We start from the raw sequence: 14,852 nt of genomic DNA, 5'->3' as shown, positions 1-14,852 counted from the left end.
GCTCACGCCCCACCCCAGCAGTGCGCAGGTTCCGACCGCAGGGGCGGCAGCGCAGGGCGCTCGCCCGCTCATCCTCGCTCCCCTCGCCCAAATGCCGTGACGGCCAGGTTCACGCTGACCGCGACGACCGCGATCGCGAGGCTCGGCGCGAGCACGGCCCAGGGGTTGAGCAGCATGCCGGAGGCGTTCTCGCGCACCATGACCGCCCAGTTGCTCGCGCCGAGGGTGGTCGGCAACTGCAGGAACGACGCGGTGCTGACCAGATAGACGGCGGCGACAAAACGCAGGCCGAGCTGAGCGGTGATCACTTCGCGCAGGTTCGGGATCACTTCGCGGAACACCAAGTGCGGCAAGGTCTCACCGCTGGCCTGGGCGACTTCGACATAGCCGGAGGCGGCGACACCCGCGGCCGCGGCGGCGAAAACCCGGGCGCAGTATGGGGTGCCGAACAACAGGGCGACGACGAGCAGGCCGTAGGCGCCCGCGTCGGGCCATGAGGTCAGGACGAGCAGGATGCCGAGGACAGCGGGCAACAGCATGACGAAGTCGGTGGCGCGCTCGATCAGCATGCCGACCCGCGGCCGCAGGGCCGCGATCGTGCCGAGCACGCACGACAGTGCCGTCACAGCCACCGCGATCACGGCGGCCAGCAAGAGCAAACCCCAACCGCCGTACAGCAATTGACTCAGCACGTCACGGCCGAGCCGGTCGGTACCGAACCAGGCATCGGCACCGGCCTGACCGAACGGGATGCCGACCGGAGTCTCGGCCGCGTGCGGTGCCAGCGCGGGCCCGAGCGCGGCGAGCAGGGTCACCACCACGGCGGGCAGCACCGTCAGTAGCCGAAGGCGTTGCACGCGAAGGCGATTGATCCGCACCTCGGTCGCCTGGTCTTGATCGCGCAGTACTCGTCTCATCCACGCCCCCGCAATGACCAGGCCCGGATTCCGTCGGCGACGGCGAGCACGCACATGATGACCGCGCCGGACAGCGCGACCACCGAGGCGACCACCGACACGTCCCGATCGGCCACCGACCCGGCGAGCACGGCACCGAGGCCCGGGTAGTTGAAGATGGTCTCCACCACCAGCGATCCACCGAGCACCATCCCGACGGTGGTCGCGAAGCTGGCCACGATCGTCGGCAGCGCGAACGGCAAAACGTGCCGCAGCAACACGGTGCGCGTCGAAATACCATCCAGCACGGCGCTTTCCACGTGCGGCGCCTGTGCCGCGTCCACCATCGCCGCGCGCACTACCCTGGTATTCCAGCCGATCTGCGGGATGGCCAGCGCGAGCACGGGCAGCACCAACATGTCGGGGCTCGCCGGAAAACCCGAGCGAGCGGTAATGGTGACGGCGGGCAGCCACCCGGCGGCGAGCGCGAACACCAGGATCAGCAGGGTCGCGACGACGAACTCCGGTACCGCCGCGGCCATGGTCGTCGCGGGTTGTAGCAACCGCAGCGCACCATGCCGGATTACCGTGGCGCTCTGGCCGAGCACTGCCTTGGTCTGCCCCGGCGCGATGCGGCCCGACCGGGCCACATCGCCAAGGGCCGACGAACTCGGGGCAACGCTCTGTCGCGCGGCCCACCACATACCAAGCAACAGCGACACGACCACGGTCAACGCCAACGCCAGCCCGCCAAGCAGCAGTGTCGGCGGAAACTTGTCGGCAAGCAGCTCATTGATCGAACGCCCACGCGCGGTGCGACCGAAATCGCCGGTCAACACCCCGGAGATCCAATCCAAGAAGCGTTGCGGCAGTGGCCGATCCAGGCCGAGTTCGTGCTCCTTCGCCGCGACCCGCTCGGGCGTCGCGTCCCGCCCGAGCACCGCACGCGCCGTATTGCCCGGCAGCAGGTCGACAACGACGAAAACCGTTGCCAGCAAGGCGATCAGCAGAATGACACGCCGGACGAGCACGCGCGCGAACGACACCATTACGCCAACCAGGCCCGTTCCAACTGCACCCTGGCGAAACCGCCGAGTGTTGGCAGATCCCGCACGCGCGACGACGCGATGTCGATGCCGTCGGCCATGCCCCAGACCAGGTAGCCGCCGCGGTCATATTCGATGTGCTGCACGTCGCGGCAAGCTTGGACGTAGTCCGAGTCGCTCTGCGCCCCCAACGCTTTCGCGGTCGCGGCGTCGAATGCCGCGTCTTTGAAGCCGGTTTCGTTGCGGTTGGAATCGCTGGACATCAGGTTCTTCGCGTAGAACAGCGTGGAATCGTTGGTGCCCCAGGAGACGGTGTAGAGCGGCGCCTTCAACCAGGTTTGGTCGTAGAAGGCGTTCGACTCCTGGGTGACCACGTCGAGGCGGACGCCGATATCGGCCAGCTGGGTCGCGATGACCTTGGCCGATTCGACCTCACCGGGCGCCTCCGCCTTGGTCACCAGCGGATAGGTGCGCCCGGTATCGAAATTGGCCTCGCGCAGCAGTGCCTTCGCGCCGTCGATATCGCGGGCGCGCTGCGCGATCGTCTTGTCGTACACCGGATCCGCGGTACCGAGAATGTCGTTGGCGACCTTGCCGTACCCCGAATGCACCTGGTTCACCAGGGCGCTGCGATCGACGCCGAGCCGAACGGCGGTCCGCACCCTGACATCGGCGAACGGCCCGTCCGAGGCGCGCATCGCGACGCCGAGCATGGTGTCGTCGGCGCGCCGCACCACCTTCAGGTCGCCATGCCCCTCCGCCGTCCGTCCCGCGATCGCGCCGACATTGGAGGCGAGGTCGATCTGCCCGCCGAGCACGGCATTACCGAGCGCGGTCACGCTCTCGAAGAGGGTGACCTCGATCGCGTCCAGCAACGGCGGCGTGCCGTGCCAGTGCTCGTTGCGGACCAGCCTGGCATTGCCGTCCTGATAGGACTCGAGCCGAAACGGGCCGGTGCCAATGGCTTTGGTGAAGTCGGTGGTGTCCTTCTTGACGGTGAACGTCATCAGCCGCACCAGCAGCGGCAGCTGGGTGTTCGGCTCGGGCACGGTGAGCACCACCCGATTCGGCCCGTCCGCCGTGATGTCTTCCACAGCGACAGGCATTTTCGACGCACCGCCGACCGTGCGCAGCCTGCGCAGCGACCACACGACGTCGTCCGAGGTGACCGGGCTGCCGTCGTGGAAGGTCGCGCCGTCGGCGAGGGTGAAGGTCCAGCGGCGGCGTTCGGTGTCCGGCTCCCACCGAGTTGCCAAGCGCGGCGCGACATTCGGGTCACCGCCGGGCACGGTGAGCGCGTCGTACACCAGCGAGGTGATCAGGAAGTCGCTGTCATTACTGAGATTGGCGTGTGGATCGCGTTCGATCCGTGCCGCGGTGCCGAGCGCGCCGACCCGCAGCGTGCCGCCGCGCTGTGCGGGGCCGGCGGAGTCCGTGTCCTTCGAGCAGGCCGCGACAAAGAGCACCGCCCCGATACCGAGACCCGACTGCAAAAGCTGCCGCCGATTCAAACCCATTGCGCCGCCTTCTTCCTGGACAAACACCTTCGCGCGGTAGACGATCCGCTAACGCGAGCCGTCGAAGCGATCAGGACAGGCTAGCCTAAATGGTTACGCGCCACGCCGCCGCGAGTTGAGCGGCACTTCACCGCATTTATTCATTTCTGCTATTTTTAGCCGACTCGCTTAGGTAAGCCTTGCTTAACGCAGCGAGACGCGATAGCTTCGCAGATCGACGTCAACTTCTGCTTTTTCGAACGATGCGAAGAAGGGAATATCCCGGTGAAAGGCGTTCTCTCCGAACGTAAGACGCTTCACCCGCAGGATATCGAGCGCCGTGAGCTCCCCGCCGCCGCCGGGCGTGCGGTGCGTGAACTCGCGCGAGAGATATCTACCACACTGGACCATACGCTCCAGGACCCCGCCGCAACGGCAAGCACGCTGACCGATCCCGCCGTAATCGCGCAGATCGACGCCAGGGTAGGCGAATTACCCACTGACGTCCGCCGCACCATGCGCCCGCCCGCCACCGCGGCGGGCGCGACCATCGTGAGCAGACTCCCGCTCACCGACGACGAATTCGGCCCGACCCCGCCGAGCTGGCGCGAGGCCGCCGAATGGAGCGGCACCGCCGCCCTGCGCGCGCACTCGTTCGAGCTCGACCTGGTCATGCTGCTACTAGCGCGTTCCGCCGGTGAGCCTTTCGGCTGGCAGGGCCAGCAGGGCGGCCGCCTGGTCAACAACATCCTGCCCTCCCCCGGCCACGAGGACGAGCAGTCCGGCGCGAGCAGCAAGACACTGCTCAGCCCGCACTCCGAGGACGCCTTCCACCCCGAGCGCGCCAACCTGTTGATGCTCGGCTGCCTGCGCAACCCGGACCTGGTCGGCACGACGGTGTCCTCGGTCCGGCGGGTCCACCTCACCGCCGACCAGCGGCGGCTGCTCAGCGTGGCGACCCTGCCGATCCTGCCCGACGTCTCGTACGGCACTGGGCACGAACGGTATTCGGCCGCGCCGCTGCCGACGCTGTGGAGTTCGGCCGGACCGGACGAGGCGACGCTGCGCTACGACCCGGCCTACACCCCGCTCGACGACGCCGACGCCGAGTTCCGCGCCGCCTACGCCCGGCTCACCGCGGAACTGGAACGCGTCTGTGTCACCGCCGCACTCGCGCCCGGCGAGGTGTTACTGGTAGACAATGACGTCGCGGTGCACGGTCGAGTACCGTTCACCGCGCGCTACGACGGCACCGACCGGTGGCTCAAGCGGGTGAACATCCGCCTGCCTGATCGTCAACGGCGGGCCGAAGAGGCCGACGAGAATGGGTACGGGCAACGGATCGTCGCCCCGTTCCGAGCAGCAGTGCATACCGCGTTCGCGTCCGAAGGCTGCGATCCAGCCCGTACGGACGGACACCGGGGGAACCACCCGGTGGCGATAGAGCGGGAAGCAGCACATGATCGAGGATCCTTTGAACATCCGTGACCGGAGCACCCCCTTACGGGTGCTCAGCCGCAGCGACCTGGCGGGCGTACCTATTACGCCCGGCGATGTCGTGCGCGCGGTGGAAGACGCGTATCTCGCGTTCGCCGCTGGTGATTCGGACAACCCACGCAAACTCAGCGTGGCGAACCCAGACGGCTGGTCGGTCTCCTACGCGATGCTCGGCCGGGACGGTCGCCGCCGCGTTGTCGCGATGAAGACCTCCTACAAGTTCGACCCTGGCCACGATCGCAGCACCAAGCGTTACTACACGACCATCACGCTCTACGACGACAGCACCGGCGCGCCGATCGCGATGATGGACTGTTCCAGGGTCGGCGCGCTGCGCACCCCGGCGGTGTCGGCGCTGCTCGTCCGCGAGACCATCCGCCGCGGCGCGGAGAGCGTGCTGTTGATCGGCACCGGAACCCAGGGCCGAAACGCGTTGCCGCACTTGCTTGCCGCGAATCCGCAGCTGCGCAAGCTGATGCTGTACGGCACCCACCCCGAGGGGCTGGACGCGGTGCACCGGCAGCTCGCCGAGTACTACCCGCACGCGCTGCTCGAAACGGTCGAGGACCCGCATGCCGCCGCGGCCACCGCCGACGTGGTGCTCGCCACCGCAGGTCCCGGCACCGAGGTGGCACTCGAATCCGGTGATCTCGCACCGGGTTCGACGGTGGTTCTCGTCGGCTACGGCCTCGCACCGTCCACCCTGATCGACGCCGACCGGGTAATCGCCACCAGCGCTGAGCAAATGGCGTTGACCGGCACCGACATGGTCGGGCCCGACGGCACGCTGCGCGCGGTGGACGCCGAGTTGCCGCAGATCCTGAGCCGTCGCGCGGTCGCGCGTCGTTCGGACGACGAACGCATCTTCGTCTACAACAGCGGGCTGGTGCTGACCGATATCGCCGTGGCGCACGCACTCGCCGAGCGGGCCATCGCCGAGGGACGTGGCACGGAGGTGCCCCTGTGGGATTAGACGTCGGCGGGGTCGGGGTGACGCGCGGCTCCCGCAGCGCCGCCCCGATCCCGGCGCACCTGGACGACTGGGAGCGTCGCGCGCTCGACGACCCGAATCTACTGGGTGACATCGGCTTTGCGCTGGGCGGACCGTTCCACGTCATGTATCCGGCCCGGGTCGGCCGCAATATCGGTGGGTTCCGCGCGGCGTTCGAGCAGGCGAGAGTCGATGGCGTCGTCTACTACGGCAAGAAGGCGAACAAGTCCGCCGCCGCCGCGCGCGCCTGCGCGGAACACGGTGCGGGCGTGGATGTTTCCAGTGTCGGCGAGCTGACGGCCGCACTGACACAGGGCGTTCGCGGTGCCGAGCTGATGGTGACCGGGCCCGCGAAGTCCGACGATCTGCTCTGGCTGGCCACCAGGCACGGAGCGTTGCTCGCCGTCGACGACCTCGGCGAGCTCGAACGTCTTGCCACACTCGGCACCTCGGCCGCACCGGCCCGAGTAATGCTCCGGGTCCTGCCCGCCGCGTCGGCGAGCCGCTTCGGCATGACCGATGCCGAGATCAACAGCGCGTTGACCGCACTCGAAGGCTGCGGATCAATCCGCTTGGAGGGCTTCAGCTTTCACCTCTCCGGCTACGACGCCGTCGCGCGCGCCACACTGGCAGGTGCGTTGATCGCCCGCTGCCTGCACGCGCGGACGCTTGGCCATCCCGCAACGACGCTGTCGATCGGCGGCGGATTCGGCGTCGACTACGTGCCCGCCACCGCGTGGGCCGAGTTCACCGAACAGGTCGACCGGCAGTGGTTCCACTCGGGCAAGTCGTTCGAGTCCTATTACCCCTACCATTTCCCCGCGCCAGGCCCGGCCATGCTCGCCGCGATCCTCGAGCACGACGGGCTGGCACAACGCCTGCGCGACAACACCATCCGGCTGGCGATCGAGCCGGGCCGCGCGCTGCTCGCACACGCCGGATTCACCGTCTTCCGAGTACAGGGCAGCAAGATCCGGCATGCGGACGACGTACCGTACTGCCTGCTCACCGTCGACGGAACGAGTTTGAGCCTGTCCGAGCAGTGGTTCGACAGCGAATACCTGCCCGACCCACTGCTGTGGCCTGCGCGACCGGGCACCCCGACACCGACCTGTGTCGGCGCCGCCACCTGCCTCGATTCCGACATGCTCAGCTGGCGGCGGATCCCGCTGCCGCGTGCCGCGGCCGTCGGCGACCTGCTGATCTACCCGAATACCGCTGGCTACCAAATGGATTCGAACGAATCCGCCTTCCATGACCTGCCGATACCGCCGAAAGTGGTGCTGCACGACGCAGCGGGCGATCGGTTCCGCTGGACGCTCGACAGCTGACATCCACCCACATCAACGAGGAGAAAATCCATGCCGCTCGTCACGCGCGTGACGGACCTGATCGGCCGCACGCCGCTGTTCGAACTGGCGACGACCTCGACCGGCACCCGGCTGCTGCTCAAACTCGAGCAGTGCAACCCGACCGGCGCGGCCAAGATCAGGATGGCGCGCGAGATGGTCCTCGATGCCGAGCGGCGCGGTTTGCTGGCGCGTGGCGGACATATCATCGAATCGACGTCCGGGAATACCGGACTCGGTCTCGCGGTAGTAGCTGCCGAACGTGGGTATCGCTTTACCGCAGTGGTCGATCATCACGCGTGTAAGGACAAGCTGCGCGCTATGCGAGCAATGGGTGCGGAATTGGTGTTCGTCGCCGACGACGGCGACGACAACCTCGCGACCTCGGCACGGGAAGACCTGGCCGAGGCGATGGCCGCCGCGCGGCCGGACGCGTACTTCACCGAGCAACACAACAACGACGCCAACGCGGTCGGCTACTACGCGGTGGCCGATGAATTGCTGGCGGACGTCGAGCGGGTCGATATCCTGCTGTCCTCGGTCGGCACCGGCGGTTCGCTGTTCGGCACCGCGACCCGGCTGCGCCAACTCGGTTGCCCCGCACGGGTAATCGGCGTCGAGCCGGTCGGCTCGATCGCCTTCGGCGGCGAGGGCGGCCCGTACTGGCAGTCCGGCACCGGCACCCCGCCCGGTGCGACCATCGGCACCGCCGTCGACTACTCGCTGCTCGACGAGGGCGTGAAGGTGACCGATGTCGCGGCCTTCGCCACCGCCCGCGCGATCGCCGCCGAGCTCGGTCTGATGATCGGTGGTTCCGCGGGCGGCTCGGTGCATGCCGCGCTCAGCCGCCTCGACGAATTCCCGCCCGGCTCAACGATCGTCACCCTCGTCTGCGACGGCGGCGAGAAGTATCTGGACACGGTCTTCGACGACGCCTGGATGGCCGAACGCGACCTGCTCGACCCCGCCGCCGAAGCCGAGGTACGCACGATGCTGCATCACTACGCCCCCGCCGCCCGCCGCCCCGCCGAACTCGCGGAGGCGCGATGACGCACGAAAACGCGTGCGGCACCGCCGCCGCGCGTGCGGAGGCGGCTCGGTGAACCTCTCGGATTATCGGGCCGATAGTCGTCGGCTGACCACGCTGGCTACGCCGATCGCGATGACGCAGTTGGCGCAGATCGCGGTGTCAACCACCAACGTCGTGCTGATGGGCACGCTCGGCGTGCAGCAGGTGGCGGCGGGTGGGCTGGCGATCGCGCTGTTCAATCAGATTCGGACCATGTGCGTCGGGCTGATCACCGCGAGCGGCAATCAGATTGCCACCGCGGTGAGTTCGGCGGGTAAGCGTGGCGAATCCCCCGATGACGAGATCAAGGATGTGCTGCGGTCGAGCCTGCTGATCGCCACGCTCGCCGGAATCGCCGGTGGCGTACTGCTCATCGGGCTCGGCTGGGCGCTGCAATGGCTCGGCCAGGACGCCGGAGTGCTCGCCGACGCGCGGCCGCTGATGGTCGCGCTGGCGCCAGGACTGTTGCCGTGCCTGTGGTTTCAGGTGTTGCGGCAATACACCGTCGGCATGCAGCGCCCAAAGGCCTTGCTACTGGTCACGCTCGGTTCGGTGGTGCTGAATCTGGTGCTTGCCCTTGCCTTCATCCACGGCCGCGCCGGACTTCCCGAGCTCGGCCTCACCGGGATCGGCGTAGCGACCTCGCTGGTCTTCCTGATCACCTTCGGCGTGTTCTGGGCGATGGTGCGCCGCGATCCCATACTCGGCGCGACGCTGCCGGTGCGGCCGTGGCCGGTGCGGCGATCCACCGTCCTCGCCGAGCTTCGGCTCGGTGGGCCGATCGCGCTCACCTATGGCTCTGAGGCCGGCATGTTCTCGGTGCTCGCCCTGGTCATGGGCAGCATCGGTCCGGCGGCGCTGGCCGCGCACAATATCGTCTACCAGATCATCTACATCGTGTTCCAGGTCGCCATCGGCCTGTCGCACGGCGCGTCGATCCTGGTCAGCCATGCCGTCACGCGCGACGAGTACCAGCACGCCAGGGCGCTGGCCTGGCTCGCGCTGCGCCAGGTCGCCGTGGTTGCCGTGCTCACCGGCGCGGTCTACGTGATCGCGCCCGACCTGGTGCTGCGGCCCTTCTTGAATTCGAGCGATACCAGCACCATTCAGATCGCACACACACTGTTGCTGATCGGCATCGTGCTGCAATTCTTCGATGCCGCACAGAACATCGGCACCGGACTGTTGCGCGGATTGAAGGAGACCAACGCGGGCTTCCGGCTATCGGTCATCGGCTACTGGTGCGTCGGACTCCCGGTCGCCCTGCTGCTCGCCTACCCGATCGGCCTCGGCGCCGCAGGGGTCTGGTGGGGTCTCACCGCGGGCCTGGCCACCACGGCCTGCCTCATGCTGCGCCGCTACTTCGCCCTGCTCGACAGCAGGGAACGCGACCGCCCGCAGTTGATCACGGAGGCGCCGGAGAGCCTCAGCAGCCCGAGCTGATCGCGGGCGTCGCTATTCGGATTCGGCGAACGCCGGGCGGATCTTCCGGATGTCGAGCGGGTTCCGGAAGACCCGCGCCGCGTTCGACACGTGTGCGATCGGTCAGATATGGACGCCGTAGTCGCGGGCGATCCCCGCGAGTCCGGAGGCGTACCCCTGGCCGATGGCACGGAACTTCCACTCGTTGCTGTGCCGGTACAGCTCGCCGAACACCATCGCGGTCTCGGTGGAGGCATCCTCGGTCAGGTCGTAGCGGGCCAGCTCCACGCCGGTCGCCGCGTCGGTGACGCGGATGTAGGCGTTGCGGATCTGGCCGAACGACTGACTGCGCGCGTCCGCGTCGTGGATGGACACCGGGAAGAAGATGTTGGTGATGGTCGGCGGGGTCGCGGTCAGGTCGACGTTGATCACCTCGTCGTCGCCTTCACCCTCGCCGGTCAGGTTGTCGCCGGTGTGCTCGATCGAGCCCTCCGGCGAACGCAGATTGTTGTAGAACACGAAATGCTGATCCGACAGCACCTTCTGGTCCGGCCCGGTGGCCAGCGCGCTCGCGTCGAGGTCGTAATCGGCGCCCGTTGTGGTGCGCACGTCCCAGCCGAGGCCCACCGCGACCTTGCTGAGGTTGGCTGCCTGCTTAGACAGCGAAACATTTCCGCCTTTGGCCAATGTGACGCTCATGAATCCCTTCCGTGCGGCCCGTTCGCGCCGCCTTCATTCCCGATTATCATCGTGAGTCCCGAAACTGTTGTGCAGGTTCAGTTTTGGTTGTCGACCCAGGCACGCAGGGTGCGCACGCGCCCTTCCAGGGCGTGCAGTTCGGCGGGGTCGAGCACGGTCCGCTGGATGCCGTCGGCCACCGCGAAGGCCGACTGCCGATGGTCGTCGATCGCCTCGACATCGATCCGCACCGCCACGTAGTCGGCGGCGTCGGGCATCTCCTCGGCGATCACCCGCGCGGTGCCACGCGCACACAACGCGACGTTACCGCCGCCGAGGATCAGCAACGCCACCTGCGGGCGTTCCCGCAGCCTGGCCAGCGACCCGCGATCGAACTTGAGACTGAGCAGGATGCGCCGATCGCCGGCGCGCACCGGCCAGGACACCGGGATCGCGTGCGGTCCCGGGTCGGTGGTGACCAGCACGGCGATCGTTTCCTGGGGCCATTCCGGTAGCACGTCCAGCTCGGGATGATCGTCGTGATCTGTCGAGTGGTCTTGACGTTGCACGGGGCTCGCTCCGGCTGCCATCTTCGTCACCTCATGGATCGTCGAGCGCGACGGGCTGTGCCGCGCTTGATAGCAGTCTAAAGTGCTGGGCCGCTTGTCTGCTGGCGCTGCACCCGATGTCCGTGCTGCTCTCAGCGGACTATCAGGCCGAGGCGAACGCGGGGATCGGCAGGGTCGCCGCCCAGTCGCGGGCCATGTGCGTCGCGCGGATTTCGGTGGACGCGTCGTGGCGCGCGTGCTCGCCGATCTGGGTGGCGCCGCACTCGATGAGCCGCTCGGCCGCGATCTCGCCACCGCGGTTGAAGGTGTCGCCGTAGATGCTGTCGCCGAGGCCGAACACCGCGAACCGCAGGCCGGTCAGGTCGGGCGCGGCCGCGGTGAGTTCGTCGAAGAACGGCTCCGCGCCGGTCGGCAGATCGCCGTCGCCATAGGTCGAACACACGATGATGTGGAAGTCGTGCACATCGAGGTCCTCGACGGCGAAGTCGCCCAGGTCGTAGACCGACACGTCGTGCGCGGCGAGCGCGTCGGCGACGCTGCCCGCGACGGTCTCGGCCGTGCCCATCTCGGATCCGAACAGAATGACGACGCGCACGGCGCTCCTCTCCACAGCCCTGATTATGTTGGTGAGGCTAGCCTAATTAACTTGCCCGTTCGCCGCCACCCGGTGCCCGTACGGACATGATGCCGATCACGACGACGAGCCAGCCGAGCAGGCGCACGACCGCCCAGATCGGGCCGCTTAGTGGCCATTACCAGGCCACGCGGGGGTGTCGACGCACAAGGGCGGTGCCAAGGGCAGCAGAACGGCAGCGGGTGAGACGGAGTGTCCCGATTGACGAAATGTCACCGCGGATGCATCATTCGTACAGTCCCCATTGTTGTCTGGGACATCTTCTCTTTGCCGGCCGATGATTGTCCGGCCCAGCGTGCTGTCTCCCGTGCGCACGCTCGGTCGTCTCGCCCGCGCGCACGGATGCAGCACACCCCATTTGACGCTATGCGTTCTGCCGTGAGTGAGGTGAAAACGAATGGTTTACCTGTCGTCTACATACCGCGTGATCAATTCGTTCCTGCGCTACGGCATCGTGCCCCACTTCTGAATGCGACCGCGCCGGGCGCGGCGCTCCCCGGCCGACGTTACGACGTCGGCGGCGAGGCCGCTCGGCTCCGGCGCGGTGCCCAGGTAGTTGGCCCCAACGGTGCACGAACGAATGTGGAGAACAGCTGATGATGGACATGGGGGCAGTGAATCCCAGTGCAGTAGAGATGGTTACCCGACCGATGGCGGGCAACCTGGACGTATCTTCCTCGATGATCGCGGATTTGGGCTATCTGCGCTCCGAGCTCGCGGCGGCCGAGGTGCCGTTCCTGCTGGTGCGCGACCGAGGACATCGGCTCGTGCTCGCCGCCGACGCGGCGCATCACCTGATGGTGCGCCGGGTGACGGCCGGTGCGGTCGCGGCCGGTTTCGCGTGTGAAGAGGTGCAGCACAACGTGTTCCGGCTCGGCCGCGACAGCGACCCGGCGCATCGGGTCGATCTGGAGCTGTGGGAGTACCACGGCGACACGGTCGAATGCCCGCGGCCGAACGCGTTGACCCGCACCATGTTCGACCTCGCCGATGTCGAACAGACGCAGGTGCTGCTGTTCGATCGGGCGTGGCCGACCCTGGTCGACATGTTCGCGCCGCAACCGAGCGACGTGAGCTTCGACATCGACCTGGTGTTCTCCTGGGTGGACGGTTCGGATCCGGAGTTCCGTGCCCGCCGCGCCGGCATGCTCGCGCAGGTGGTCGTCGGCGAGGGTGACGACGCGGACGCCCGCATCCGGCAGATCGACGAGCTGAAATACGCACTGCGGTCGGTGGATAAGAACGCGCCGTGGATCCGGCGGATCTTCATCGCCACCGACTCCACCATGCCCGCCTGGCTCGCCGATCATCCCCGGGTGACGGTTGTCCGTGCGCTGGACCACTTTTCGGACACCAGCGGGCTGCCGACCTTCAATTCCCATGCGGTGGAATGCCAGTTGCAGCACATCGAGGGGCTCAGCGAGCACTTCCTGTACTCCAACGACGACATGTTCTTCGCGCGTCCGGTGCGCCCGTCGATGTTCTTCACCTCGGCCGGGATCAGCCGGTTCATCGAGGCGGACACCAGGATCGGGCCTGGCCGTAACAACGAGCGGCGCAGCGGTTTCGAGAACGCCGCGCGGGTGAACCGGGAACTGCTCGCCGAGCGGTTCGGGCACATCATCTCCCGGCATCTGGAGCACACGCCGGTTCCGTTGCGCCGCAGCGTATTACTGGAGATGGAGGATCAGTTCGCGGCCGACTTCGCGCGGACAAGGACCAGCCGGTTCCGTTCCGCCACCGACATTTCGGTGACCAACTCGCTGTATCACTACTACGCGATGCTGACCGGCCGTGCGGTGCCGCAGGATTCGGCGAAGGTGCGTTATGTCGACACGACGAGCCACAAGGGGCTCTCGTTGCTGGATGGGATCGCGCGGAAACGCAACGTCGACTTCTTCTGCCTGAACGACGGAAGCTTCCCCGAGATCTCCGAGGCCGATCGGGTGCTCGCGGTTTCGGCGTTCCTGTCGCGCTACTTCCCCGATCCGGCACCGTGGGAGCGGCTCAGCGCACCGTCTCGTCGTCCGATTCCGGAGTCGTCGCCCGGCGCCGCATGACATGCGGGATGCGCGCGGCGGGCGGGATGACGATCCCCTCCGCCGCGAGCGTCCTTGCGGCCTCCGCCGCGGTCGACGGCCTGCCGACCGTCGCGCCGCGGTCGATCGGGACCACCGAGTGCACCACGGTGTCCGGGTAGATGTGCACGTAGTTGAAGGCCTGCGCGCCGTCGCGGCCGCGCTGGCCGCCCTGCTCGACGCCGAGATCCTGGCTGTAGCAGGTCGCCGAGGCGACCGAGACCGGGATGCCCGCGAACGTCGCGTTGGTCGAGAAGTGCAGGTGCCCGGCCAGGATGGCGCGGACGTCGCTGCCGTCGAGCACGTCGGCCAGCTTGCGCTGATCGCGTAGCTCGACGGTGACGGCTAGGTCGAGCACGCAGGGCACCGGTGGGTGGTGCATGGCCAGGATGGTGCCGAACGGGGCCGGTTCGGCGAGCACCGAACGCAGCCAGTCCAGCTGTTCGTCGGAGATCTCGCCGTAATGATGGCCGGGGACCGAGGTGTCCAGCGCGATGATGCGCAGGCCGTCGATCAGATGTACCCGGTCGAGCGGCGCGGTCGAGGCACGCTCGCCGAGCAGTTTGCGGCGCAGCAGGCTGCGGTCGTCATGGTTTCCCGCGACCCACACAATGGGCGCTGGCAAACTTCTCGCGAATGGTTCGATCAGATTCTTGAGCTTGTCGTACGCCGCCGGCTCACCCTTGTCGGTGAGATCTCCGGTGAACACGATCGCGGTCGGCTGGATCCGACTGGCCGCGGCCTGTTCTAGCAACTGGCGTAATCGCTGGTCCGCGTCGACGTCACCGTATAGATCGCCGTCGCCGGCAATCACGTGGGTGTCGCTGAAGTGGAACAACACATGATCCGGTCGCGGGTGCTCCGCGACTCTGCTGATGTGCACCGGACCGAACGTCCTCCCCGGCGGTTTGCCCGCCATTGGCTTCGGGTTCCACCGCCAGAATAGCGAAGGACTACTGACAGGTTTCCCGACGGACGGTGACGACATGCTTGCGGGAAGGTGAGGTTTCTATGTCGAAATCCCGTAGAGGTGCTCTGACGTTAACCAGGCCCCCGGTTCGTTAGTGACGCGGTTCATACCCGCCCGCCGTCTCAGCCGCACGCCTTTTGCTTTCCCGCACGTGGAA

13 protein-coding genes are annotated in these 14,852 nt (G+C 67.4%); 6 read left to right on the top strand and 7 right to left on the bottom strand.

Annotated elements, in window-relative coordinates:
• Positions 1-68: 68 nt before the first annotated feature.
• From OG203_RS30855 to OG203_RS30845, 3 genes are read right to left on the bottom strand one after another with little or no spacing between them, the layout of a single operon-like run.
• Entirely contained in the window at positions 69-917 is an 849-nt protein-coding gene (locus OG203_RS30855) for an ABC transporter permease subunit (RefSeq protein ID WP_405160743.1), read from the bottom strand.
• Positions 914-1,945 carry an ABC transporter permease gene (locus tag OG203_RS30850; RefSeq protein WP_405160742.1) on the bottom strand — a complete coding sequence of 344 codons (1,032 nt, stop codon included), beginning with the start codon at positions 1,943-1,945 and terminating at the stop codon, positions 914-916. The genes OG203_RS30855 and OG203_RS30850 overlap by 4 nt, the downstream gene beginning before the upstream one ends.
• Positions 1,945-3,459 (bottom strand): ABC transporter substrate-binding protein, encoded by a 1,515-nt coding sequence (locus tag OG203_RS30845; protein ID WP_405160741.1) that lies wholly within the window; start codon positions 3,457-3,459, stop codon positions 1,945-1,947. Before OG203_RS30845 ends, OG203_RS30850 begins: the two co-directional genes overlap by 1 nt.
• Before the next feature lie 264 nt (positions 3,460-3,723).
• Between OG203_RS30845 and OG203_RS30840 the strand changes: the two genes are divergently transcribed.
• The 5 genes from OG203_RS30840 to OG203_RS30820 are packed head-to-tail and all read left to right on the top strand — an operon-like array spanning position 3,724 to position 9,787.
• Entirely contained in the window at positions 3,724-4,926 is a 1,203-nt protein-coding gene (locus tag OG203_RS30840) for a TauD/TfdA family dioxygenase (protein WP_405160740.1), read from the top strand.
• Positions 4,898-5,908 (top strand): ornithine cyclodeaminase family protein, encoded by a 1,011-nt coding sequence (locus OG203_RS30835; protein WP_405160739.1) that lies wholly within the window; start codon positions 4,898-4,900, stop codon positions 5,906-5,908. Before OG203_RS30840 ends, OG203_RS30835 begins: the two co-directional genes overlap by 29 nt.
• A complete protein-coding gene (locus tag OG203_RS30830; RefSeq protein WP_405160738.1) occupies positions 5,899-7,257 on the top strand; it encodes an alanine racemase in 1,359 nt (452 codons plus the stop codon). The genes OG203_RS30835 and OG203_RS30830 overlap by 10 nt, the downstream gene beginning before the upstream one ends.
• Before the next feature lie 30 nt (positions 7,258-7,287).
• On the top strand, positions 7,288-8,325 hold the full coding sequence (locus tag OG203_RS30825; protein WP_405160737.1) for a PLP-dependent cysteine synthase family protein: 1,038 nt from the start codon (positions 7,288-7,290) through the stop codon (positions 8,323-8,325).
• A 49-nt stretch (positions 8,326-8,374) separates the two neighbouring features.
• The gene (locus tag OG203_RS30820) at positions 8,375-9,787 is read left to right on the top strand and encodes an MATE family efflux transporter (RefSeq protein WP_405160736.1); all 1,413 of its coding nucleotides are present in this window, start codon (positions 8,375-8,377) and stop codon (positions 9,785-9,787) included.
• Between the two features lie 102 nt (positions 9,788-9,889).
• Here OG203_RS30820 and OG203_RS30815 read toward each other — a convergent pair whose 3' ends face one another.
• The 3 genes from OG203_RS30815 to OG203_RS30805 all read right to left on the bottom strand — a co-directional run bounded on the left by OG203_RS30815 (position 9,890) and on the right by OG203_RS30805 (position 11,608).
• Entirely contained in the window at positions 9,890-10,465 is a 576-nt protein-coding gene (locus OG203_RS30815; protein WP_405160735.1) for a TerD family protein, read from the bottom strand.
• A 77-nt stretch (positions 10,466-10,542) separates the two neighbouring features.
• Positions 10,543-11,034 carry a pyridoxamine 5'-phosphate oxidase family protein gene (locus OG203_RS30810; protein ID WP_405160734.1) on the bottom strand — a complete coding sequence of 164 codons (492 nt, stop codon included), beginning with the start codon at positions 11,032-11,034 and terminating at the stop codon, positions 10,543-10,545.
• Between the two features lie 121 nt (positions 11,035-11,155).
• On the bottom strand, positions 11,156-11,608 hold the full coding sequence (locus tag OG203_RS30805) for a flavodoxin domain-containing protein (RefSeq protein WP_405168061.1): 453 nt from the start codon (positions 11,606-11,608) through the stop codon (positions 11,156-11,158).
• Positions 11,609-12,243: 635 nt separating this feature from the next.
• Here OG203_RS30805 and OG203_RS30800 point away from each other — a divergent pair.
• Complete coding sequence (locus tag OG203_RS30800; protein ID WP_405160733.1) at positions 12,244-13,707, top strand: stealth family protein; 1,464 nt, start codon at positions 12,244-12,246, stop codon at positions 13,705-13,707.
• On the opposite strand, the gene OG203_RS30795 is transcribed toward OG203_RS30800, so the two are convergent.
• Positions 13,655-14,608: a phosphodiesterase gene (locus tag OG203_RS30795; protein WP_405160732.1), complete on the bottom strand. Its 954-nt coding sequence runs from the start codon at positions 14,606-14,608 to the stop codon at positions 13,655-13,657. The two genes, OG203_RS30800 and OG203_RS30795, sit on opposite strands and share 53 nt — an antisense overlap.
• Positions 14,609-14,852: the final 244 nt, after the last annotated feature.

This window comes from Nocardia sp. NBC_01499 (assembly GCF_045040275.1).
Taxonomy (GTDB): domain Bacteria; phylum Actinomycetota; class Actinomycetes; order Mycobacteriales; family Mycobacteriaceae; genus Nocardia.
Note: the sequence above shows the minus strand (reverse complement) of the source record. Positions and strands in the feature narration are given on the sequence as shown.